General features: G+C 72.6%; 12 protein-coding genes and 1 other RNA gene. 2 read left to right on the top strand and 11 right to left on the bottom strand.

What is annotated here, in order from left to right:
* Positions 1-25 precede the first annotated feature (25 nt).
* The 5 genes from ssrA to ftsE all read right to left on the bottom strand — a co-directional run bounded on the left by ssrA (position 26) and on the right by ftsE (position 3958).
* Positions 26-407: a transfer-messenger RNA gene (gene ssrA / locus ACF9IK_RS22835) on the bottom strand.
* A 108-nt stretch (positions 408-515) separates the two neighbouring features.
* On the bottom strand, positions 516-992 hold the full coding sequence (gene smpB / locus ACF9IK_RS22830) for an SsrA-binding protein SmpB (protein WP_224282587.1): 477 nt from the start codon (positions 990-992) through the stop codon (positions 516-518).
* 44 nt (positions 993-1036) lie between these two features.
* The gene (locus ACF9IK_RS22825) at positions 1037-2182 is read right to left on the bottom strand and encodes a S41 family peptidase (protein ID WP_395295984.1); all 1146 of its coding nucleotides are present in this window, start codon (positions 2180-2182) and stop codon (positions 1037-1039) included.
* Positions 2183-2295: 113 nt separating this feature from the next.
* Positions 2296-3207 carry a permease-like cell division protein FtsX gene (ftsX, locus tag ACF9IK_RS22820; protein ID WP_238862822.1) on the bottom strand — a complete coding sequence of 304 codons (912 nt, stop codon included), beginning with the start codon at positions 3205-3207 and terminating at the stop codon, positions 2296-2298.
* 61 nt (positions 3208-3268) lie between these two features.
* Positions 3269-3958 carry a cell division ATP-binding protein FtsE gene (gene ftsE / locus ACF9IK_RS22815; RefSeq protein WP_148644607.1) on the bottom strand — a complete coding sequence of 230 codons (690 nt, stop codon included), beginning with the start codon at positions 3956-3958 and terminating at the stop codon, positions 3269-3271.
* Between the two features lie 348 nt (positions 3959-4306).
* Between ftsE and ACF9IK_RS22810 the strand changes: the two genes are divergently transcribed.
* The gene (locus tag ACF9IK_RS22810; protein WP_238862823.1) at positions 4307-4501 is read left to right on the top strand and encodes a hypothetical protein; all 195 of its coding nucleotides are present in this window, start codon (positions 4307-4309) and stop codon (positions 4499-4501) included.
* 66 nt (positions 4502-4567) lie between these two features.
* Here ACF9IK_RS22810 and ACF9IK_RS22805 read toward each other — a convergent pair whose 3' ends face one another.
* From ACF9IK_RS22805 to ACF9IK_RS22790, 4 genes are all read right to left on the bottom strand, one after another.
* Positions 4568-5746 carry an IS30 family transposase gene (locus tag ACF9IK_RS22805; RefSeq protein WP_395298423.1) on the bottom strand — a complete coding sequence of 393 codons (1179 nt, stop codon included), beginning with the start codon at positions 5744-5746 and terminating at the stop codon, positions 4568-4570.
* 290 nt (positions 5747-6036) lie between these two features.
* Positions 6037-7146, bottom strand: coding sequence for a peptide chain release factor 2 (gene prfB, locus ACF9IK_RS22800; protein ID WP_238862824.1), 1110 nt, complete (start codon positions 7144-7146; stop codon positions 6037-6039).
* 57 nt (positions 7147-7203) lie between these two features.
* Positions 7204-8463 (bottom strand): serine/threonine-protein kinase, encoded by a 1260-nt coding sequence (locus ACF9IK_RS22795; protein WP_395295983.1) that lies wholly within the window; start codon positions 8461-8463, stop codon positions 7204-7206.
* 224 nt (positions 8464-8687) lie between these two features.
* Entirely contained in the window at positions 8688-10535 is a 1848-nt protein-coding gene (locus tag ACF9IK_RS22790) for a serine/threonine-protein kinase (RefSeq protein ID WP_395295982.1), read from the bottom strand.
* 412 nt (positions 10536-10947) lie between these two features.
* Here ACF9IK_RS22790 and ACF9IK_RS22785 point away from each other — a divergent pair, with 412 nt between their 5' ends.
* Positions 10948-13797, top strand: a complete 2850-nt coding sequence (locus tag ACF9IK_RS22785; protein WP_395295981.1) for an FtsK/SpoIIIE domain-containing protein — start codon at positions 10948-10950, stop codon at positions 13795-13797.
* A 259-nt stretch (positions 13798-14056) separates the two neighbouring features.
* On the opposite strand, the gene ACF9IK_RS22780 is transcribed toward ACF9IK_RS22785, so the two are convergent.
* Entirely contained in the window at positions 14057-19006 is a 4950-nt protein-coding gene (locus tag ACF9IK_RS22780; protein ID WP_395295980.1) for an NAD-glutamate dehydrogenase, read from the bottom strand.
* Between the two features lie 332 nt (positions 19007-19338).
* Positions 19339-20964 (bottom strand): L-glutamate gamma-semialdehyde dehydrogenase, encoded by a 1626-nt coding sequence (gene pruA / locus ACF9IK_RS22775; protein WP_395298656.1) that lies wholly within the window; start codon positions 20962-20964, stop codon positions 19339-19341.
* Positions 20965-21084 lie beyond the last annotated feature (120 nt).

Below are 21084 nucleotides of genomic sequence, written 5' to 3'. Positions count from 1 at the left end.
GACGGCCTTCACTGTGAACATGGGGTGGTGGAGATGCCGGGAATCGAACCCGGGTCCAGTGGAGTGGATTCAGGACTTCTCCGAGCGCAGTCCGCTGTGAGTTTCTCGGCCCTGGCGGTCACGCGGACAAGCCGCCAACAGGCCCAGCTGCTGTTTGATTTCCCATCCACCCCCGCAGCCCGGGCGGACGGTTGAGTTCCCTAGATTATGCCAGGGTCCGGGTCGGGAACTCCCCGGTCTGACACCCAAGCGCTATCGGTGCTTATTAGGCAGCGAGAGCGAACTGCTGGGAATCGCTCTTAGAGTTGGCGATTATTTGTTTGCGACAGATGGTTAACGAGATCATTGCCGCGTTCCTCGGCTCGCTTCTCCTGTTTCGACGTCCCCTGTCGAAACCGATCATCCCCATGTTTTGTTGAGAAACAGCTCGGACGGTGTCCGTCCGTGTTGCTGGCGCCATAGTACGCGAGGCGACTGGCAAGGGTCCAGCGGATTAACTCCGTGGCGCCGAGGTGTCAGCGCTGGCGCCGCCTGGCCGCCGCGACGGCCCGGGCCGTCTCGCGGGTGTCCTGCTTCTCACGCAGCGTCTGGCGCTTGTCGTACAGCTTCTTGCCGACGGCGAGGGCGAGTTCGAGCTTCACCCGGCCGTCCTTGAAGTACAGCGAGAGCGGGACCAGGGTGTGACCGGCGTCCCGGACCTTGGTCTCGATCTTGCGGATCTCCAGCTTGTGCAGCAGCAGCTTGCGCTTGCGCCGCGCCGCGTGGTTGGTCCACGTCCCCTGCGTGTACTCGGGGATGAAGACGTTGTCGATCCACGCCTCGTGGTTCTGGATGTAGGCGTAGCCGTCGACCAGGTTGGCCCGCCCCTCCCTCAGCGACTTGACCTCGGTGCCGGTGAGCACGAGACCGCACTCGTAGGTGTCGAGGATGGTGTACTCGTGCCGCGCCTTCTTGTTCTGCGCGATCAGCTTCTGTCCGGTTTCCTTTGCCATAGCACAGGCATTCTCGCACCTCCGCCGGGGTCGGGGCAGCCCCTTTAGGTGCGCGTCCCCAGTCCGGCGAGCACCCGCAGCGCGAGCGCCCCGGCGTCCTCGGTGCCGGCCGCGGGAACGTCCGGGGTCAGGCCGCCGCCCTCCGGGGACCGGCCGGACGGAGTGAAGTAGCGGCCGACGGTGAGTTCCAGCACCGCGCCGTCGGCGAGCCGGCTGGGCTGCTGGACGGTGCCCTTGCCGAAGGTCCGGGCGCCCACCACGACGGCCCGGCTGCGGTCCTGGAGGGCGCCGGTGAGCAGTTCGGCCGCGCTCATGGTGCCGCCGTCCACCAGCACCACCAGCGGGGTCCGCTGGTCGCCGCCGGCCGGGGCGGTCAGCTCCCGGGTCTCGCCGCGCTCCTGGTAGGAGCCGATCGGGCCGCCGTCCAGGAAGGCCGCGGCGGTGCCGGCGGCCTCCTCGACCAGCCCGCCGGAGTTGCCGCGCAGGTCGAGCACCACGCCGGAGTGCGGGCCGCGCAGGACGGCGCGCACCTGTTCGGCCACGCCGCTGGTGAAGGCCCGCACCGCGATCCGGACGACGCCCCGGTCCAGCCGCTCGACCGCGACCTGCTGGCTGTCCAGCAGAGCCCGGCGCAGCCGGACCTCGCGGACCTCCCCCTCGTCGCGCCGGACGGCCAGCACGACCTCCGAACCGACCCGGCGCTCGCCCTCGCGCCCGCGCAGCCGGGCCACCACCTCGGTGACGGGCAGGCGGTCGGCCTCGTCCGTCCCGATCCGCAGCAGCCGGTCGCCCGCCGCGATCCCGGCCTCGGCCGCCGGCCCGCCCGGCTGCACCTGCGAGACCGCGGTCACGCCGTCCTGGCCGCGGCCGACCGAGAGCCCCACGCCCAGATAGCGGCCGTCCAGCCCCTGGCTGAACTCGGCGTACTCCTGCGCGCTGTAGTAGGCCCCCCAGCGGTCGCCGTTGGCGCCGATCAGGTGCTCGGCCTGCTGCTCGGAGAGCGCGGCGCCGGCCGGGTCCTGGCCCGCCGCGAGGGTGGCGACGGCCGCCGGGGCGGCGTCGGCGGACACGCGCCGCCCCGGCGCGCCCGGGTCGCCCCAGGCGCCGGCCGCGGCGCCGGCCAGCAGCACGACGCCGAACACCAGGCTGAGGGTGGCCGCCTGACGTGCCCTGCGCGGAGTTTCTGGCATGGCATCGGAGTGTAGGCGCAGCGCGCGGCACGGCGGGCCGGAACGGGTGACGGCGGAACGCCGACGGCCCCGTACGGCGCAGTGCCGTACGGGGCCGTCGGGGGCCGGGCGGGTCAGACCTTGAGGTACTTGCGGAGGGTGAAGAAGGCCGCGATGCCGGCCATTCCCATACCGACCACCACCAGCAGCGGTATCACCGCCAGCACCGAACCGAGCCCGATGAAGTGGATGAACTGCACCCGGTCGGCGAGCCAGTTGTGCACGAAGAAGTGCCCGCCGAGCAGCAGCCCGGAGGCCATGACCGCGCCGAGCAGCGCGGCGAACGCGGCCTCGGCGATGAACGGCATCTGGACGTAGAAGTTCGAGGCGCCGACCAGACGCATGATGCCGGTCTCGCGCCGGCGGCTGTACGCCGACACCCGGACGGTGTTGACGATCAGCAGCAGGGCCACGAAGAGCATCAGCACCATGATCACGAACGCCGCGGTCTGCAGACCGTTCAGCAGGCCGAAGAGGTTCTCCAGGATCTTCCGCTGGTCCTCGACCGACTTCACGCCGGGCTTGCCCGCGAAGGCGCTCTGGATGACGTCGTACTTGGTGGGGTCCTTGAGCTTCACCCGCCAGGACTGCGGGATGGCCTCCGGGCCGAGGACGGAGATGAGCGGGTTCTCCGGGTTCATCTCCTTCCAGTGCTTGTACGCCTCCGTCGAGTTCTCGAACGTCGACGACTGGACCACCGAGTCCATCTTGTCCAGCTGGGACTTGATGTCGGCGATCTGCTGGTCGGTCGCCGCGCCCGCCTGGCACTGCGGCGAGTTGCGGGCGTCCGACTTCGTGCAGAAGTAGATGCTCACCTCGACCTTGTCGTACCAGTACCCCTTCATGGAGTTCACCTGGTCACGGACCAGGAGGGAGGCACCGGCGAGGGCGAGGGAGAGCGCGACGCTGACGACGACCGCGATGGTCATCGTCAGGTTGCGGCGGAGACCCACACCGATCTCCGACAGGACGAACTGGGCGCGCATGCGTTCAACAACTCCAGGGTCGGTACTGCTGGTCTGGCGAGACGGCCGGCGGCCTACGGGGTCAGTGCTGGTACCCGTAGACGCCGCGGGCCTGGTCGCGGACCAGCAGCCCCTTGTCGAGCTCGATGACGCGCTTGCGCATCTGGTCGACGATGGCCTGGTCGTGCGTGGCCATCAGCACCGTGGTCCCGGTGCGGTTGATGCGGTCGAGCAGCTTCATGATGCCGACCGAGTTCTGCGGGTCGAGGTTGCCGGTGGGCTCGTCCGCGATCAGCAGCATCGGGCGGTTGACGAACGCCCGGGCGATCGCGACGCGCTGCTGCTCACCACCGGAGAGCTCGCCGGGCATGCGGTCCTCCTTGCCGCCGAGGCCGACCAGGTCGAGCACCTCGGGCACCACCTTGTTGATGGCGCTCTTGGGCTTGCCGATCACCTCAAGGGCGAAGGCCACGTTCTGCGCGACCGTCTTGTTGGGCAGCAGGCGGAAGTCCTGGAAGACGGTGCCCAGCTGGCGGCGCATGTGCGGCACCTTCCAGTTGGACAGCTTGCCCAGGTCCTTGCCGAGCACGTGCACCTCGCCGGTGCTGGGGCGCTCCTCGCGCAGGCACAGGCGGAGGAAGGTGGACTTGCCCGAGCCGGACGAGCCGACCAGGAAGACGAACTCACCCTTCTCGATCTCCAGCGAGACGTTGTCCAGGGCGGGACGGTTCTGCTTGGGATAGGTCTTGGAGACGTTGTCGAATCTGATCACGGCTGCATCACGGGGGCCATCCTAGGCGGCGCCAGTCCTCGGTCGATCCACCCCAGGGCCGCCCGGCCCGGGGACGGGCGGAGGGAGCGGAGGGCCGCTCCCGGCTTGGGACCATACGCGAAGCGGCGCAGGGCTCGCAGGGCCCGCCCGCGACATTTGGCGAAACCTGGGGGACAATGCCCCGTTATGCCCGGAAGATTAGGAGGCATCTCACAGCGCGGGGGCCGGAACGCCCGGAACCTGGCAGAGTGGAGGTGGTGGCCGTGACCGGCCGCTCCCCCGCACAGGGCACGAGAAGGAACCAAAGCCCCGTCCGGTGCGTTGGCTCAGCAGCAAGGAGGAGATCGCATGACTTGCGACCATCTGGTGTGCGCCAACTGCAACGGCCGCGTGAGCGAGGGCCGGTGCCCGGTGTGCCGGGCCAACCGGGCGCGACTGCAGGAGCAGCACGGTCCGTTCGCCGCGCTCTCCCCCGCGATGCTGCTGGCTCTGCTGGCCGGACTGCTCGCGGTGGCGCTGATCGCCCGGCAGGCGCTGGCCTGACGCGTCAGACGTGCGAAAGGCCCCCCGGCCGTGGCGGATTCTTGGGGTCCTCGCAACACCTGATGGCTATGTGGTCGTTAGTAGATCACGCAGGCGCTCGGCTGGGGTTCTCCAGTCGAGCGTTTTGCGTGGTCGGCCGTTGAGTTGTTGGGCGACGTGTTCGAGGTCTTCGGGGCTGTGGACGGACAGGTCGGTGCCCTTGGGGAAGTACTGCCGTAGCAGGCCGTTGGTGTTCTCGTTCGATCCGCGCTGCCAGGGTGAGTGCGGATCGCAGAAGTAGACCGGCACGCCCGTGGCCACGGTGAACTGCTTGTGCGCGGCCATCTCGCAGCCCTGGTCCCAGGTCAGCGAGCCGCGTAGGTGCTGGGGCAGGGTCTGGATCAGGGGCACCAGCACTTCCCGGACCTCCTCGGCGGTGTGCCCGCCGGGCAGGTGTCCGAGCAGGACGTAACGGGTGGAGCGCTCGACCAGGGTCACGATCGCGCTCTCGTTGCGGGTGCCGACGATCAGATCGCCTTCCCAGTGGCCGGGAACCGCCCGGTCCTCGACCTCGGCAGGGCGTTCGGAGATCATCACCATCTCGTCGACGAACCGGGACGTGCGCTGCTCCGGGCTGCGCTGCGGCTTGCGTCGGGTGCGCCCGGTGCGCAGTGCGAGTGCGACCTCGCGACGCAGCCCGCCGCGGGCCTGGACGTAGATCGCCTGGTAGACCGTCTCCGGACTCACCCGCATGCTGTCGTCGTCGGGGAACTCCATGACCAGAGCGTGACAGATCTGCTCGGGCGACCACCGTTTCCGCAGCCCGTCCGTGACGAACTCGCGCAGTGGACCGTCCTGGGCGAGCTTGGAGTCCTTGGGGCGCGCCCGGCTCCCGGCCCAGGCCCGCTGGGCGCGGTGCGGCCGGTAGAGGCCGTCGACGGAACGGGCATCGATCTCGCGTTTGACGGTGGAGGCCGGCCGGCCCAATGCCCGTCCGATCGCCCGCAGCGACCGGCCCTCACGGTGCAGGTCCGCGATCAGCTCCCGCTCGGCCACCGTCAAGAACCGGGGATGCAGCTCGGCCTCGACCGCCGCGAGGGACGGTGTGGCCTTGGAGGAAACGGTGCTGGTCATCCCCGTTGTGTAGTCGATCCTGCGCCCATCGGGGTATAGGCGCGCGTTGCCGATCTTGCGGATCCCGCGGTCCCAGTCCCGGGCGGTGCGCTCGTGGACCCCAACCCGTGCCGCGGCATCACGGCGTCGCACCCCGGACGCGCGTAGCCGCTCGTACTCCGCCCGGCCCGGATGCCCGCCCGTACCGGACTTCCCCCGGCCGCGGACACCGGCCTTCCGCGCCCAGCCGGCCGCCGTATGACGACTCACCCCGACCATCCGGGCAGCACCCGAGACGCTGCCGTCCTCCCGGTCCAACGCCTCGAAGAACCTCGCCTTCAACACCCCGAAATCCACGATCCCCGCAACTCCCTGAACTACAGGGTGTTGCGGGGATCGCTAGAACCCGCCCGTTGCCGGGGGGCCCTTTCGGTGCTCGACCGCTACGCGGCGGTCTCGCGCTGCTTGCGCCAGCGGATGCCGGCCTCGATGAAGCCGTCGATGTCGCCGTCCAGCACGGCCTGCGGGTTGCCGACCTCGAACTCGGTGCGGACGTCCTTGACCATCTGGTACGGGTGCAGCACGTAGGAGCGCATCTGGTTGCCCCAGGAGCTGCCGCTGTCCTTGAGCGCGTCCATCGCCGCCTTCTCCTCCTGGCGGCGCCGCTCCAGCAGCTTGGCCTGGAGGACGTTCATCGCGGACGCCTTGTTCTGGATCTGCGAGCGCTCGTTCTGGCAGGAGACCACGATCCCGGTCGGGATGTGCGTGATGCGCACCGCCGAGTCGGTCGTGTTGACGCCCTGGCCGCCGGGGCCGGATGCGCGGTAGACGTCGATGCGCAGCTCCGACTCGTCGATGTCGACGTGGTCGGACTGCTCGACGACCGGGAGGACCTCGACACCGGCGAACGAGGTCTGCCGGCGGCCCTGGTTGTCGAACGGCGAGATGCGGACCAGGCGGTGCGTGCCCTGCTCGACCGAGAGCGTGCCGTAGGCGTACGGGGCCTTGACGGTGAAGGTCGCGGACTTGATACCGGCCTCCTCCGCGTAGGAGGTGTCGTACACCTCGGTCGGGTACCCGTGCCGCTCGGCCCAGCGCAGGTACATGCGCATCAGCTGCTCGGCGAAGTCGGCGGCGTCCACGCCGCCGGCCTCGGCGCGGATGTTGATCAGCGCCTCGCGGGCGTCGTACTCGCCGGAGAGGAGGGTGCGGACCTCCAGCTCCTCGACCGCCTTCTTGACGGCCTCCAGCTCGTTCTCGGCCTCGACGCGGGTGTCCGCGTCGTCCTCGGCCTCGGCGAGCTCGAACAGGACACCGAGGTCCTCGATACGGCCGCGCAGGGTCTCGACCCGGCGCAGCTCGCCCTGGAGGAAGGAGAGCCGGCTGGTCACCTTCTGCGCGTTCGCGACGTCGTCCCACAGGTCGGGGGCGGCTGCCTCCTCCTCCAGGCGCGCGATGTCGGCCCGGATCTTGTCCAGGTCGAGGACGGCCTCGATCGACCCCATGGTCGTTTCGAGGTTCTTGAGCTCTTCGGAAGGATCGACGGCTGCCACGCCCCCAGGGTAATGGTTCCGGGGGTGGTCATGACGACACCGGGGTCATCCGGTCCGCTACGGGGCCCGCGGGGCGGTGGAGTGGACCGCCGGACGGGCCGGACGGCCGGCGTCCGGGGCGGTCGCGGCGAAGGCCGTCCAGGCCGCCGCGGCACCGGCCAGCAGCAGGACGACGGCCACCAGCACGGCCAGCATCCGGCGGCGGCGCAGCAGGGCCTGGCGGTCCCGCCGGTGGGCGGCGCCGGGGGTGGTGCGCTGGGCGCGGGACTCCGCCGCGTAGGAGGCCAGCTCCTGCGCGGAGGGGCGGCGCAGGCTGGTGTGGGTGTCGCGGGTGGAGTCGGGGGCGGCGCCGGGCACCAGCGGGACGGCCGGGCCACGGCGGCGCTTGTGGGTGCCGGGGCCGGTGTCCACCTCGGCGTAGACCGCCTCGCCGGGGGTCAGCACCTCCTCGGCCGGGGCGCGGCCCTGCTGCGGGACCGCCAGCGCCGGCAGCCCGGCCAGCGCGGGCAACTGCTCGCGCAACCGGTTCGCCAGCTCGGCGGCGCGCAGCCGGGAGGCCGGTGCCTTGGCCAGGCACTCGGCGATGATCCGCCAGAGTCCGTCGGGGAGGCCGGGCACCGGCGGCACCTGTTCGGTGACGTGGCGGCGCAGGACCGCGCCGGTGTGGCCGCCGCCGAACGGTGTGAAGCCGGCCAGCAGCTCGTACAGCACGGTGGCGAGGGCGTAGATGTCGACGGCCGCGCGCGGCTCCAGACCTTCGATGATCTCGGGCGCGAGGTAGTCGGGGGTGCCGATGATCCGGGTGGCCCTGGTCCGGCGCGGGGCGTCGACCAGCCGGGCCACACCGAAGTCGGTCAGCTTGGCGCGCGGGGCGCCGCCGGGGCCGGGGACGGCGGCGAGGTCGAGCAGGACGTTCTCGGGCTTGACGTCGCGGTGGACGATGCCGGCGGCGTGCGCGGCGGCCAGGCCGTCGGCGACGTCCGCGATGATCGAGACCGCGGTCTGCGGGGCGAGCGCGCCGTCGCGCTCCAGCCGGGAGCGCAGGTCGGTGCCCTGGACCAGCTCCATGACCAGGGCGAGGTCGCTGCCGTCGACGACCATGTCGCGCACGCCGACCACCCGGGGGTGGTCGAGGCTGGTCAGCGCGGCGCGCTCCTGGACGAAGCGGCCGACCAGCACCTGGTCGGCGGCGAGGTCCTCGCGCAGCAGCTTGACCGCCACCGGACCGTCCGGGCCCTCGCCGAGCCAGACCGTCCCGGCCGAGCCCCGGCCGATCACCTGGTGGACGGTGTAGCGGCTGCCGATCTTGCGTGCCAATGCTGCTCCGTGGGCGGCGGGAGCGCACCGGGAGGGTCCGGGGCGCTCGGTGGGGCGGGACAACAGCGACCAACCTACGCGCCCCGGACCCCTCCGCGGGCCGCCTGAGGCCGCTCGGCGGGTCCTGGCGGGCAGGAATTCCCACAAATTGTCGACAAAGCGTCAAAACTGCCGCCGGGTGGGGCTCCCGGAACGGCCGTGCCCTGCCCGACGGCACTCCCGGGTCAGGCCTTCGAGCTCCCGAAGAGGTTGCTCACCCAGTCGCTCGCGGTGTGGAACCAGCTCTGCACGGTGGCCCAGTACTCCGGCAGCGGTGTGAAGTTCCACAGCGCCACCGCCGCCACGGCCAGCACCAGCAGCACCATCAGGCAGCCCTTGAGGCAGCCGAGGCCCGGGATGTACATCCGGTTGCGGCTGCGCGGGCGCGGCTCGCGGGCCGGCCTGGGCTCCCGGCGGGCCGGCTGCGGCGGCGCCTCCCGGCGCTGCGGGGCCTCGCGGTACTGCGGCGCGGGCGGCTCGGCCCGGCGCGGCACGGCGGGCGCGGCCGGCTGCGGCGGCGCCTGGTAGCCGCCCGGCTGCTGCGCCGGACGGCCCTGCGGCTGCCCGTACCCGGGCGGCGGCGGCTGGTTGTAGCCGCCGGGCGGCTGCGGGCGGCCGCCGGACGGCGCGTGGCCGCCCTGCCCGGCCTGGTAGGGCGGCGGGGCCACCGGCGGGCGCTGGGCGTACCCGGGCGGCGGGGCCTGCTGGTAGCCGCGCGGCGGCGGCTGCGGCGGCCGGTATCCGGGCGGACCGGCCTGACCGCCCTGCCCGGCCTGGTAGGGCGGCGGGGCCACCGGCGGGGCGTCGAGGTCCGCCGGGTCGAAGTAGCCGATCTCGGTCTGCTGGTTGCGGTCCCGGGCGGCCCGCAGCTGGGTCTGCCACGGGTGAGGCGCCTCGGCCTGCGGCGGTCCGGGCGGGGTCGGGGGAACCGCCGTCGGCGGCATCACCTGGGTGCGGTCGGCGGCGCCGTACGGGGCCGCCGGCGGCTGGGTGCCCATCACCCGGGTCGCGGCCGCCGGGTCGAACTGCCCGCCCGGCAGCACCTGGGTGCGGTCGTCGGCCCCGGGCGCCCCGAGGGGGCCTGGGCCCTCCGGAGCGCTGCCGGGAACGGCGGCCGGCTGCGGGTCCGGCATCAGCAGCGCGCCGACCGCGAGGGCGGCGTCCACCGCGGCGGGGGAGGCGTGCACGCCGACGCCGGCCGCCACCACGCGCAGCGCCCGGGCCAGCGAGACCGCGCTCGGACGCTGGGCCGGGTCCTTGCGCAGGCAGCGCTCGATCACCGTCCAGAGCGGGTCGGGCATGGTGGACGGGCGCTGCGGCTCCTGGGACAGGTGGGCCTGGAGGATCGCCAGCGGGCCGTCGCCCTGGAACGGCTGCCGGCCGGTGACCAGCTCGTACAGCATGATCCCGGCGCCGTAGACGTCCACCGCGGAGGTCTGCGGGCGGCCCTCGGCGGACTCCGGCGCGACGTACGCCGGAGTGCCGACGAACTCGTGGGTGCGGGTGATGCCCGGGGAGTCGGCGAGCCGGGCGATGCCGAAGTCGGTCAGCATCGGGTGCATCTGCTCGGTGCCCTCGACCACGGTGGAGGCGAGCAGCACGTTGGCCGGCTTGAGGTCGCGGTGGACGATGCCGTCGGCGTGGCTGGCCGCCAGCGCGTCGGCCACCTGGGCCATCAGCAGGGCGCCGGCGATCGGGCTGAACGGGCCGTTGCCGCGCAGGTAGCGGGCCAGGTCGGGCCCCTCGATCAGGTCCATCACCAGGGCCAGCAGCTCGCCCTCGACGACCAGGTCGCGGACCTTGACGATGTTGGGGTGGGTGAGCCGCAGCAGCAGGGAGCGCTCCCGCAGGAACCGCATCACCACGTCCGGGTCGGCCGCCAGCTCCTCGCGCAGCACCTTGATCGCCACCTGCTGCCCCGGCTCGCTGCCGGACACCGCGACGTCGCCGCGCACCCGTCCGCGCCAGACGGTGCCGGTGGCCCCCCGTCCGAGGGTCTCCTCAAGCAGATACTTGCTGCCGACTGGCCGCACCTGTCGCACTCCTCGCCGTGCCGGCCGCGGTGCGCTCCTCCGCCGGTGCGGGTGAGCCTGCCGGGCCCGTGTTCCGGCCACTCTAACGGTGTCCGTTCACGTTTTTGAGGTGACCGGCGAGGGGCGCGCACGGGTCTCGGGGACATCCCCTACGGGTCCCCGGAGGCCGCCGGGCCGGGGGCCGGAGGGCGGCGGTTGACCTGACTCCCCGTCGACCGCAACATGGCGATGATCGCAAGATCGTCAAATCCGGTACCGTGCGCGGACTGTCGGTGACGGATGGCAGGATGACACTCGCCACTCTTGTGGCCCAGTGCCGTCACGGCCGCCGACCGGCGCGCCGACCGCCGGCAGGCAGGGCAGCGGGCGTCAGCACCAGGCGTCATCACCAGCAGAAGGGACCGCGGGCGAGATGCAGATCCGGCTGACCGTCCTCCGACCGCGCAGCGGCCCGGCAGCCGCCGGCTCCGCCATCCCCTACGTGGACGTGCTGGTCACCGCACCCGTGGGCACCGCGCTCGGCTCCGTCGCGGGCGCCCTCGCGGGCGCCGTGGGCGTGCGCGGCCCACGGGCCGCCACCCACGTGCACCTCTACGCCGGGGCGCACCGGGTGGACGAGCACACCCTCCTCGGCCACCCCCCACTGCTCGACGGCGCCGTACTCAGCCTCAACGAGCCCGACCCGACCGCCGACGACCCGGACGACGGCACGGCGGCCGCCGAGCTGCGCGTGGTCGGCGGCCCCGACGCCGGCGGCGTGCACCGGCTGCACGGCCGGGAGATCCGGGTCGGCCGCTCCGGCGAGGCCGACGTCCCGCTCGACGACCCGGACGTCTCCCGCCTCCACCTCGCCCTCCACCTCGGCGAGGACGGCCGGGTCACCGTCCGCGACCTCGGTTCCACCAACGGCACCACGCTGGACGGCCGGCTCGTCCCGCCCGGCTCACCGGAGGAGGCCGTCCCGCTCGACGGCACCGCCCTGCTCCGGATCGGCGAGTCCACCCTCCAGGTCACCGCCCCCGACCCCGGGGACGGCTCCGGGGCGCCGGTCCGCGCGGCGCTGCCCGACGGCCACGGCCACCTCCAGCTCGCCCCGCCCCCACCGACCCGGCCCGCCCCGCCGGCCGCCGAACCGCCGGCCGCCCCCGAGCCCGCCGCCGGCCGCGGTCGCGGTCTGCTCTCGCTCCGGCTCGGCCGCTCCGCCGCCGAACCGCCAGAGGAGAGCGCCGAGCGCCACCACGCCGCCGTCCGGCTCCGCCAGACCGCCGCCCAGCGCGAGCGCTTCCCCGACCTCGCCACCCTGCTGCTCAACGCCCTCGGCCCGGGCCCGCGGCTCTGGGAACGCGGCCCCGGCCACCCCGACGCGCTCACCCTGCGCCTGGGCACCGGCGACCGGCCCGGCGGCCCCGGCACCAGCCCCGGCACGCTCCTGCCCGCCGTCCCGGTCACCCTGGACCTGCAGACCGCCGGCAGCCTCGGCCTGAGCGGCCCGCGCGAGCGCCTCGACGCCCTCACGCGCGCCGTCGTCGCCCAACTCGCCGCGCTGCACCCGCCCACCGGCCTCAGCCTGGTCGTGGTCGACGCCGACCCGGCCCGCCCGGCCCAGGACCGTGCCGACACCTGGGCCTGGGCCCTCTGGCTGCCGCACCTGCGCCCCACCGACGGCCAGGACTGCCGGCTGCTGATCGGCCTCGACGACGAGCAGGCCACCGCCCGGCTCGGCGAGCTCACCGCCCGGCTCAGCGGCCCGGTCGGCCTCGGCGGCCACCCGGCCACCGTGGTCGTGGTCGACGGCCGCCCGGCCACCGAGGCCGCGCGGCAGGCTCTGGACCTGCTGCTGCGCCAGGGCCCGGCGGTCGGGATCTTCCCGATCTGCCTCGCCGAGCAGCCCGAGCTGCTGCCGCGCGGGCTCGGCGCCACCGCCCTGGTCACCGGGGAGGTCGGCACCCACCTCTCGCTCGACCGGCCGGTCGCGCGCGGCCGCGAGACCCTGCACGAGATCGCGCTGGACGCCGTCTCGGACGCCTGGGCAGAGCGGCTGGCCCGGGTGCTGGCCCCACTGCGCGAGGCCGTCCCGGCCGCCCGCGGCCCGCTGCCGGACGCGCTGCGCCTGCTCGACCTGCTCCAGCTCGACACCGTGACCCCGGCCAAGCTGTCCGCCCGCTGGGCGGCCCACGCCGACGGCATCGGCGCGGCCACCGCCCTGCTCGGCACCACCCGCGACGAGCTCTGCACGCTCGACCTCGCCGACCCCGAGCTCACCCTCCCCTCCCCCGACCCGGGCGGCCCACACCTGCTCGTCGGCGGCGCGCGCGGCTCCGGCAAGACCGAGCTGCTGCGCACCCTGATCGCCTCGCTGGCCGTCTCCGAGCGGCCCGAGCGGCTGGCCGTCACCGTCATCGAGGGCCGCGCGGTGGAGGACGGCCTCGACGGCTGCACCGAGCTGCCGCACGTCACCCGCCATGTGAACGCCGCCTCCGACCCGCGCGCCGCGCTGCTCGCGGCCGAGGCACTGGAGGACGAACTCACCCTGCGCGAAAGGCTCTTCGACGGCCTGGACTTCGCCTCCTGGCACGCCGCACGCATCCTCGACGGCGAGCGGGGCCTCGCCGGCGGGGATCCGGGCGCGGAACGGCCCGCCGTGCCGGTGCCGGCCGTGGTCGGGGCCGCCGGGGCGGTGGCCCCGGTCCCGGCTCAGGCCTCGAAGGGCGGCCCGCCACGCACCGCCGAGCCCCGCCGACCCGCGGCCGCGCCGTTGCCGGCCCGGCTGGTCGTCGTGGTGGACGACTACGACGCCCTGCTCTCCCCCACCTCCCCGGCCGGCCGGCCGCTCGCCCGTGCCCTGGCAGCGGTCGCCCGCCGCGGCGGCCCGCTCGGCGTCCACCTCGCGGTCACCACCGGCCGCCCGGAGGAGAGCGCCGGCACCGAGGTCGACGACGCGGCCCTGCTCCGGATCGCCCTGCGCACGGACGACCCCGCCGACTCCGACCTGCTGATCCACCTCGGCGACGCCGCCTCGCTCGCCGAGGACACCCCCGGCCGCGGCTACCTGCGGCTGCCGGACGGCGGCGTGACCGCCTTCCAGACCGCCCGGATCAGCGGCCGCATCCCCCGCACCGCGACGCTGCGGCCCACCGTCGTCGCCATAGAGCCGCTCAAGCTCGGCGCCCCGCCGGCCCGCCGGCCGGTCCGCGAGCTGGGCAACGGGCCGACCGACCTCGCCCTGCTGGCCAGCGCCCTCCAGCGGGCCGCCAAGCACTGACGGCGGGGTGGTACCACCGGCCTTCCGGCCCGCCGCCCGACGAAGGGTCAGGCGGCGGCGGGGGCCGGGCGGCCGGGAGCAGCACGCTCCGCGCTCGACCAGAGCGAGGCCGGCGACCTCCGGGCCGTCCATGGTGACCACGTCTGCCGCACAGTGATCATTCCCCTCGTTCGCGCGCAACCGCACCCGCCGCATGTCCGGGAAACGCGGCGGGGCCCGCGTCCGGAGACGCGGGCCCCGCCGGTGGAGCCGGCTGCCGTCAGCGCATCGAACCGGTGCGCAGCAGGGTACGGATGACACGCATCGCGACCGAGAGGCTGGACAGCTCGTAGTTGTCCGAGCCCCTTATGTCGTCGAGGGTGCTCTTGGCGCGGTTCAGCAGGGTGGCGTTGAGCTCCGCCCAGGCGGCGTACCGCTCCTCGGGCGTGGCGCCCTCGGGGCCGCAGGCCAGGATGTCGGCGGTCAGGGCCGCGTGGGCCGCGAAGAGGTCCTCGCGGATGGCGGCGCGGGCCATCGACGACCAGCGGTCGACCCGGGGCAGCTCGATGATGCGGTCGAGCAGGTGGGTGATCTGCAGGCGGTCGGCGAGGTCGTAGTACAGCTCGGCGACCTCGGCGACGTCCTTGTCGGACCGGTCCGCGACCTCGGTGATGTCCAGGGTCGGGAAGGTCGAGGACAGGCCCGCGATCCGGGTGGCCAGGGCCTCGGGCACGCCGGCCGCGGCCAGCTCGTCGTAGACCGACTCGAACCACGCCAGGTCCTCACCGCGCAGCGGCTTGGGCAGCGAGCCCCAGACCTGGTTCACCCGGTCGTGGAAGAACTCGATGGTGCCGGCGATGTCGAGCGGCTGGCGGCGGTTGTTGAGCATCCACCGGGTGGCGCGCTCGACGAGCCGGCGCGAGTGCAGGCGCATCTTGGTCTGGGCGCGGGCCGGGACCTCGTTGTCCAGGGCCTCGATCTCGGACCAGATCTCCTCCAGGCCGAAGACGGCCCGCGCGGCGGTGTGCGTCCGGGCGATCTCCTCGTACGTGGCGCCGGTCTCCTCCTTCAGCCGGAAGGCGAAGGTGCAGCCACCGCGGTTGATCGTGTCGTTGACGATCAGCGTGGTGATGATCTCGCGGCGCAGCGCGTGGTGGTCGATCGCGTCGGCGAACTTCGCCCGCAGCGCGCTCGGGAAGTACTCGTGCAGCGCGGCGCGGAAGTACGGGTCGTCGGGCAGCTCGGTGGCGAGCAGCTCCTCGGCCAGGGTGATCTTGGTGTACGCGAGCAGCACGGACAGCTCGGGCTGGGAGAGCCCGCGGCCGCTCTGCTGGCGCTCGCGGATCTGCCGCTCGGCGGGCAGGAACTCCAGAGCCCGGTCGAGCTGGCCGCCGGCCTCCAGGCGGTTGATCATCCGGGAGTGGACGTTGACCATGCTGTGCGCCTGGGCGACGGCGTTGGCCAGCACCACGTTCTGCGCGTAGTTGTTGCGCAGCACGAGGCGGCCGACCTCGTCGGTCATCTCCGCCAGCAGGGCGTTGCGCTGCTTGACCGTCATGTCGCCGTCGGCGACCACCTGGTTGAGCAGGATCTTGATGTTGACCTCGTGGTCCGAGGTGTCCACGCCGGCCGAGTTGTCGATGGCGTCGGTGTTGACCCAGCCGCCGGTGCTCTGCAGGCCGCCGGAGGCCGCGTACTCGATGCGGCCGAGCTGGGTGCAGCCGAGGTTGCCGCCCTCGCCGATGACCCGGGCCCGGACCTGCTCGCCGTTGACGCGGATGGCGTCGTTGGCCTTGTCGCCGACCTCGGCGTTGGTCTCGGCCGCGGCCTTGACGTAGGTGCCGATGCCGCCGTTCCAGAACAGGTCGACGGGCGCCTGCAGGATCGCCTTCATCAGCTCGGCCGGGGTGAGGCGGGCGTCCTCGATTCCCAGCACGGCCCGGACCTGCGGGCTGAGCTGGATCGACTTGGCGCTGCGCGGGAAGACGCCGCCTCCCGCGGAGATCAGCGACTTGTCGTAGTCGTCCCAGGAGCTGCGCGGCAGGTCGAAGAGCCGGCGGCGCTCGGCGTAGGAGACGGCCGCGTCCGGGTTCGGGTCGAGGAAGATGTGCCGGTGGTCGAAGGCGGCGACCAGGCGGATGTGCTCGCTGAGCAGCATGCCGTTGCCGAAGACGTCACCGGACATGTCGCCGATGCCGACCACCGTGAAGTCCTCGGCCTGGGTGTCGACGCCCAGCTCGCGGAAGTTGCGCTTGACCGACTCCCACGCGCCGCGGGCGGTGATGCCCATGCCCTTGTGGTCGTAGCCGGCCGAACCGCCGGAGGCGAACGCGTCGCCCAGCCAGAAGCCGTACGACTCGGCGACACCGTTGGCGATGTCGGAGAAGGTCGCGGTGCCCTTGTCGGCGGCGACGACCAGGTAGGTGTCGTCCTCGTCGTGCCGGACCACGTCGGCCGGGTGGACGACCTCGCCACCGACCAGGTTGTCGGTGATGTCGAGCAGCGCCGAGATGAAGGTCTTGTAGGACGCGATGCCCTCGGCCAGCCAGGCGTCGCGGTCCACCGACGGGTCCGGCAGCTGCTTGGCGACGAAGCCGCCCTTGGCGCCGACCGGCACGATGACGGTGTTCTTCACCATCTGCGCCTTGACCAGGCCGAGGATCTCGGTGCGGAAGTCCTCACGCCGGTCGGACCAGCGCAGACCGCCGCGCGCGACCTTGCCGAAGCGCAGGTGCACGCCCTCGACCTGCGGCGAGTAGACCCAGATCTCGAACGCCGGGCGGGGGGCCGGCAGGTCCGGGATGGCCTTCGGGTCGAACTTCATCGACACGTAGGAGTGCCACTCGCCCGAGTCGCCCGTGTGCTGGAAGAAGTTGGTGCGCAGGGTGGCCTTGATGAGGTGCAGGAAGGAGCGCAGGATGCGGTCCTCGTCCAGCGAGACGACCTCGTCCAGCGCGCCGGCCAGCTCCTCCAGGATGCCCTCGGTCAGCTCGGCGGCGCCCTGCTGGTGGCTGGGGCTCAGCCGGGCCTCGAAGAGGTTGACCAGCAGGCGGGTGGTGTGGGTGTTGTTGCGGAGCGCGTCCTCCATGTAGTCCTGGGAGAACGTGGAGCCCGCCTGGCGCAGGTACTTGGCGTACGCGCGCAGCATCATCGCCTGGCGCCAGGTCAGCCCGGCGGTCAGGACCAGCCCGTTGAAGCCGTCGTTCTCGGCCTTGCCGGTCCAGGTGGCGGCGAAGGTCTCCTGGAAGCGCTCGCGCGCCTCGTCGGTGAGGTCGGTGGCCTCGCGCAGCTTCAGGCCGAAGTCGTAGACCCAGGCGGTGGTGCCGTCCGCGCGGGTCAGCGCGTACGGGTGCTCGTCGAGCACCTCGACGCCCAGGCGCTGCAGGACCGGCAGGACCTCGGTGAGCGAGATCGGGCCGCCGACCCGGTAGATCTTGAAGCGGCGCTCGTCGTCGCCGGCGCCGACCGGCTGGTACAGGTTGAGCCGGAAGTCGCCCTCGCCGTGCAGCGACTCGATCTGCTTGATGTCCGCCACGGCGGTGCGCGCGGTGAAGTCGGCGCGGTAGCCGTCGGGGAAGGCGTTGCCGTACCTGCGGGACAGCTCGGCGGCCTTCTCCTCGCCCAGCTCCAGGTGCAGCTGGTCGTTGAAGCCGTCCATCCAGAACCGGGCGGCCTCGGCCAGCTTGGCCTCGATCCGCTCGATCTCGGCGTCGGTCAGGTGCGGCAGCTCGCTGCCGGGGGTGACCCGGACGACGAAGTGCAGACGGGTCAGCACCGACTCCGTCGACCAGACCGTGTAGTCGATCGAGGCGCCGTTGAGCTCCTGCATCAGGATGTCCATGAGGCGCAGCCGGATGCGGGTGGTGTAGCGGTCGCGCGGCAGGTAGACCAGCGCGGAGAAGTAGCGGCCGTACTCGTCCTGGCGCAGGAACAGCCGCAGCCGGCGGCGCTCCTGCAGGTAGAGGACGCTGGTGGCGATCTGGAGCAGCTCGTCGGCCGCGGTCTGGAAGATCTCGTCCCGGGGGAAGGTCTCCAGGATCTGCAGCAGGTCGCGACCGTCGTGGCTCTCGGTGGAGAAGCCGGACTGGGCGATGACGTCCTGGACCTTGCGGCGCACGACCGGGATGCGGCTGACCGACTCGGTGTAGGCGGCGGCCGAGAAGAGGCCGAGGAAGCGGCGCTCGCCGACGACCTCGCCGTTGGCGTCGAACTTCTTCACGCCGACGTAGTCGAGGTAGGCCGGACGGTGCACGGTGGCGCGGCTGTTGGCCTTGGTGAGGACGAGCAGCTTCTTCTCGTGGGCCTTGGCGCGCACCGGCGCGGAGAGCCGGCCGAAGGCCTCGCTGACCGGGTGGTGGTCGTCGTCGTGGCTGAGCGGGTCGGAGCGCAGGATGCCGAGGCCGGTGCCGGCGACGGCCTTCAGGACCTCCTCGCCCTCGTGCTCGACCAGGTCGTACTCGCGGTAGCCGAGGAAGGTGAAGTGGTCGTCGGCGAGCCAGCGCATCAGCTCCCAGGCCTCGCCGACCTCCTGCTCGGGCAGGCCGGCCGGGGGCTGCTCGGCCAGCTCGTCGGCCATGCGCAGCGCGGACTCGCGCATCTTGGCCCAGTCCTCGACGACCTCGCGGACGTCGCCGAGCACGCGGCGCAGGTCGGCCTCGATCGAGCGGAGGTCCTCGCGGTCCGTCTCGCGGTCGATCTCGATGTGCATCCACGACTCGACGATGGCGTCGGCGGGCCACTCGGCGCCGGCGGCCTTGCTGCGGGCGCAGGCGTCGATGTCCAGGATCTCCAGCAGCTTGCCGGTGATGTCACGGCGGACGACCAGCTGGGGGTGGATCACGATGTGGATCGCGCGGTCCTGGCGGGACAGCTCGTTGGTGACCGAGTCGACCAGGAACGGCATGTCGTCGGTGACGACCTCGACCACGGTGTGGCCGCAGGACCAGCCGTTCTCCTCCACCGAGGGGGTGTGCACCCGCACCTCGGCGGTGCCCTGCGGGCGCTTGAGCCCGAGACGGTAGTGCGAGGCGGCCGCGCCGTACACGTCGACCGGGTCGTGGTCGACCAGGTCCTCGGGCGCGGTGTGGAGGTAGTAGTGGTGCAGGTACGCGGTCAGAGCGCCGTTGCTCAGGCCCTCCCCCGGCGCCGCTCCCCCCACCTGGCTGTTCTCAGCGGCTGCTGCTGCCTTCGTGAGCAGTTCGGCCTTGGCTGCGTCCAGCTTGGTCTGCATGACTTCTTGGCTCCTGTCGCGCGCCGTTGCGTGACTCGGTGGTGTGTGGATGTGCACCGCCGGGTCTTCCGCAATCCTGCCGCACCGACCGACTGAAAGACTTCCATGGCACGCATGAAAAGCCTCTTCAGCGGGTAGGACGAGACATTCGGCCTGCAGCCACCCGACGACGCCAGCCAGCCTAACGGGAGGAATCCAAGGTGTCAGGGGACAGGGAGGCGCAATCCTGCAGGAAGATCCGTCCGTCCTGGACACCGTGTCCAAACCGGCCGGTCATGTTCGCCGCCGGCTTCGCCACCAGCGACGACGCCCCTCCGCCCCCGGCGGGCCGGTCAGCCCATGTGCGGGTAGCCGTACGTGGTCGGCGGGACGAAGGTCTCCTTGATCGAGCGGGCGGAGGTCCAGCGGAGCAGGTTCTGCGCCGCGCCGGCCTTGTCGTTGGTGCCGGAGGCCCGGCCGCCGCCGAACGGCTGCTGGCCGACCACCGCGCCGGTCGGCTTGTCGTTGATGTAGAAGTTGCCCGCCGTGAAGCGCAGCGCCTCCACCGCCTGGGCGATCGCGTACCGGTCCTGGGCGATCACCGACCCGGTCAGGCCGTAGGGGGCCCCGCCGTCGACCCGGCCGAGCACGTCCTCCCAGCGCGAGTCCTCGTAGACGTGCACGGCGAGGATGGGACCGAAGTACTCGGTCCGGAACATCTCGTTGCGGTGGTCGGAGGAGACGAGGACGGTCGGGCGGACGAACCAGCCGATCGCGTCGTCGTACTGGCCGCCGGCCGCCAGCTCCACCGTGGGGTCGGCCTTCGCCCGGTCGATCGCGTCCCGGTTCTTCTCGAAGGCCCGCTTGTCGATCAGCGCGCCCATGAAGTTCGAGAAGTCGGTGACGTCCCCGACGGCCAGCGCGTCCACCTCGGCCAGGAAGTCGTCCTTGATCCGCTGCCAGACGCTGCGCGGCAGGTAGGCGCGGGAGAGCGCCGAGCACTTCTGGCCCTGGTACTCGAAGGCGCCGCGGACCAGCGCGGTCCGCAGGATGTCCGGGTCGGCCGAGCGGTGGGCCAGCAGGAAGTCCTTGCCGCCGGTCTCGCCGACGATCCGCGGGTACGTCCGGTAGCCGGCGATGTTGGCGCCGACGGTCTGCCAGAGCGACTGGAAGGTGGCGGTGGAGCCGGTGAAGTGCAGTCCGGCCAGCGCCGGGTCGGCGAGCGCCACCGCGGAGAGCTGCTGCCCGTCGCCGGTCACCAGGTTGATCACGCCCGGGGGCAGCCCGGCCGCCTCCAGCAGCCGCATCAGGTGGTGCGCGGCCAGCGTCTGGGTCGGCGCGGGCTTCCAGACCACGGTGTTGCCCATCAGCGCGGGCGCGGTCGGCAGGTTGCCGGCGATGGCGGTGAAGTTGAACGGGGTGATCGCGTAGACGAAGCCCTCCAGCGGGCGGTGGTCGGTCCGGTTCCACACCCCCGGCGAGGAGATCGGCTGGTCGGCCAGGATCCGCCGGGCGAAGTCGACGTTGAACCGCCAGAAGTCGATCAGCTCGCAGGCGGAGTCGATCTCGGCCTGCTGCACCGTCTTGGACTGGCCGAGCATGGTCGCCGCGTTCAGCGTCTCCCGCCAGGGCCCGGCGAGCAGGTCGGCGGCGCGCAGGAAGACCGCGGCCCGGTCGTCGAAGGAGAGCGAGCGCCACTCCCGCCCGGCCGCCAGCGCCGCGTCCACCGCCGCCCGGGCGTCCTCCCGGGTGGCGTTGCCGAGGACGCCGAGCTTGGCCGCGTGGTGGTGCGGCTGGACCACGTCGATCCGCTCGCCGCCGCCGAAGCGCTGCTCGCCGCCGATGGTCATCGGCAGCGGGATCCGCTCGGCCGCCAGCTCGTCCAGCCGGCGCACCAGCCGGGCCCGCTCCGGGCTGCCGGGCGCGTAGCCCCGCACCGGCTCGTTGCCCGGGGTCGGGACCTGGGTGACTGCGTCGATGGGCATGGCGGCTCTCGCTCTCCTCGCCGGGGTGGGCTGGCGTCAATCCAGCCTGCCGAGGGAAGGGCCGGTTCGCCCGCTCAGACACGCCACCGGTGGACGTGGTCCGCGCCACGTCGG

The organism is Kitasatospora hibisci (genome assembly GCF_043950205.1).
GTDB lineage: Bacteria > Actinomycetota > Actinomycetes > Streptomycetales > Streptomycetaceae > Kitasatospora > Kitasatospora hibisci.
Note: the sequence above shows the minus strand (reverse complement) of the source record. Positions and strands in the feature narration are given on the sequence as shown.